1 protein-coding gene is annotated in these 2,809 nt (G+C 67.2%); it reads left to right on the forward strand.

The features are described 5' to 3' along the window. Nucleotides 1–179 precede the first annotated feature (179 nt). Nucleotides 180–2,809: lonely Cys domain-containing protein (locus tag KUM32_RS32790; protein ID WP_217145578.1), on the forward strand; the 2,630-nt coding region annotated here is incomplete at its 3' end.

Raw genomic sequence — 2,809 nt, forward strand, 5'->3', positions numbered from 1 at the left:
CCGCCCCACCCCCACCCCTGCCGACTCCAACGCAGGCCCCAGCCCCGACCCCGGCGCCGACGACACCGTCCGCCGCCGCCGCACCACCACCCACCGCGAACCAGCAAGACCCTCAGCAACTGCAGACATTCATCGACCACACCTTCCCCGACCCGGAATACGGGCCAGACCAGCGCACTGTGCTGTTCGACGTGCTGTGCGTGATCGACACGGTGCGCGCCGGCCACCCCCGCTTCGGCACTTCCCTGAACCTGGACGGCATCACCCGGATGCTACTCCACCTGAAACCAGACAAACCGGTCGACAAGAGCCATCTCCTCAACGCCCTCGCCCTCGCCGGCAAGGCCCTCCAGCAGCGCCGGGGCGACAGCCTGGACGCCATCGCCGCCTACGCGCTGACCGCGCAGGGATACCCATCACAAGCCGTGATCAGTAGGGACGACGGCACATTGTGCGGCAGGGACTGGACCGGAACTGCTCGTAACCAGCTGCACACCGACATGGTCATCGATCCCCGGGGCATCCATCCCGCGCCCTGGGGGCCCATCGCCCACGCAGTGATGGCCGCACGGAACGCCGAGGGCATGATGTTGGCGTACGGACGACCAGTGTCGGACGAAGAGTTCGCGGAACTGGTGCGGTACGACCCCGTACGACAGACGAACGAGCCCGTGGTGCTCCTGATGGACAAGGACGCCCGCAACGAGACCCTCGCACGGATCATCGCCGACCACACCCGCGCCCGCGTCTGGTTCCCCCACGGCGAGCTGCAACTCACACAAGTCGAAAACGGCCATCAAGCGCCATATCTGACCGCGGGCTCGGGGAGCGATCCAGCTGGCACGTGGATCTCCGTCGACCCGAACCCGGTACCCCCGTCCGGCCTCGGCCCCGACACTTCGGCAGTGCTCACGCAGGCCACCCTCGTCGACCAGATGTACAACCTGCTGCACTCGCAGCAGAGCCCCCTGAGTCATGAGGACATCAGGACCGCACTGGACATCCTGGAGCCGATGGTCCCGCGGCACGACAAGAGCGCCGAGAACAGGGCACCGTCGTTGGACGAACTGAGCGAGTTCGCCCGCACCTTCCTGGCACTGCCCACCGGCACTCTCCCCGACGAAGCGATCGGGGAACTGATCCTGGCCGCGAACGAAGCACAGCGCATGGGACGGGCCGACAGCCAGACGGCCCTGCTCGCCCATTACCTGCAGACACAAGAGGCCTACGGAAACATCTCACAGATCATCGGCACCGACCGCCACACAGTCGTGGGCCGCGACTGGAGCCTTGCCCGTGTCAGGACCGGCTGGGATCTGAGCACCGTCGCTGTGCGCCATCACTCCGCCAACGGCTCGGTCCCAGAGATCCGCGAATCCGCACTGGCTCCCTGGCCTGCCGACACCTTCGTCTACTACTCCCTGACCAGCAAGACCGGCGGGGAGGACGGACCGGAACAGTACCGGATCCGCACAAAGAAGAGCACGCACTGGGTCACCGCCGACGTCCTGGCGGAACTGATCGCCCACGACCCCGCCCACTTCGCCAATAACGCCCCCTCCCCCGATGACGCCCCCCGGCGGATTCTTCTTCTGGGTCCCGAGGACCTGGACACCGCTCGCGCCGTGGCCACCGCCACCGATCGGATCGTCTGGTCGGCCACCGGGCCAACAGCCCTGCACACCGACCAGACGAACGGCACCACCATCCTCCGCCCCGTACTGGTCGACGACCGGCCCGGCGGCAAGCTGCTCGGCGCCTGGGCAGTCAGCCCGCCCGGCCTGCCCCTCGCCTCCGCGAAGAACTTCCAGGTGCTCTACGAGTCCAACGGCACCGCCCACAAGGTCCCCGACAAACACGTGATCACCCGCCCCATCATCGACCCCAAAACCCACAAATCCTTCGGTCGCACCTCACACTCGCTAACGGAGTTGGTCTCTCGCAGCCGTGCCTACTTCCGGCTGCCCTCGCAACAGTCCTTCTACCTCGACGACCCGGCCTACGGAGGTAGGCGTGCCGTGGGTTCTGCGGCCACTCCCTGGGCGAAGCGGAAGGAGGGGTCGGAGCTGCAGGAGCAGCCGAGGATGTACGTCTTCGCCGGCCACGGCAACGAGTTCGGCCAGATATGGTGGCTGGCGCGCGTCAACGGTGAGGTCAAAAGGCTGTATGGGTCCCCGCGCTCGGCGGGTGAGTACCTCAAGCGGCGCCCGAGCCTCAACTCTCTGCGCAAGCAGGCCAGGGCACAGGGCGGCGACGTACACGTCCTGGCCATGTGCTGTCACGCGGGCATGGTCCCGCACGGGACCCTGGACGCGGTCGCCGGCGGCTCCCCCGCACAGATCATGGCGAACGAAACAGGCACACCCGTCTACGCCGCTCACACGTCGGTAGGCACATACCACTCCGGCAAGTTGCAGATTGCTGTGGAGGCCAGTGGGGAGTTCCCACGGTGGGTCGAGTACCGGCCGGAACCGGTCACGGAGGCTCTGCAAGCACTCGCCGCCGCCATGGGGCTGCACACCAGACCCAGCACCCCTCTGCCCCCCGACACCGCCGACACCGCCCTGCGCCTGATCCGCGCCCTACGCCTGGTCTTCGGACCTACCGCCGAAAACGACCCCACCCTCGTCGAAGGCATCGGCGCCCTCGAACGCCTCCGCCAAGCCAACGACAGCCTCACCCGCCCCTACCCCGATCACTCCCCCCTTCCCTTCACCCTCCCCTTCCTCAAATACGCCACCGAAGCAGCCCGAACCGAATACCACGACGCCCAACGCACCGCCGCCGAGTACCACGCCCTGCTCACCAA

This window comes from Streptomyces sp. AC627_RSS907 (assembly GCF_019049165.1).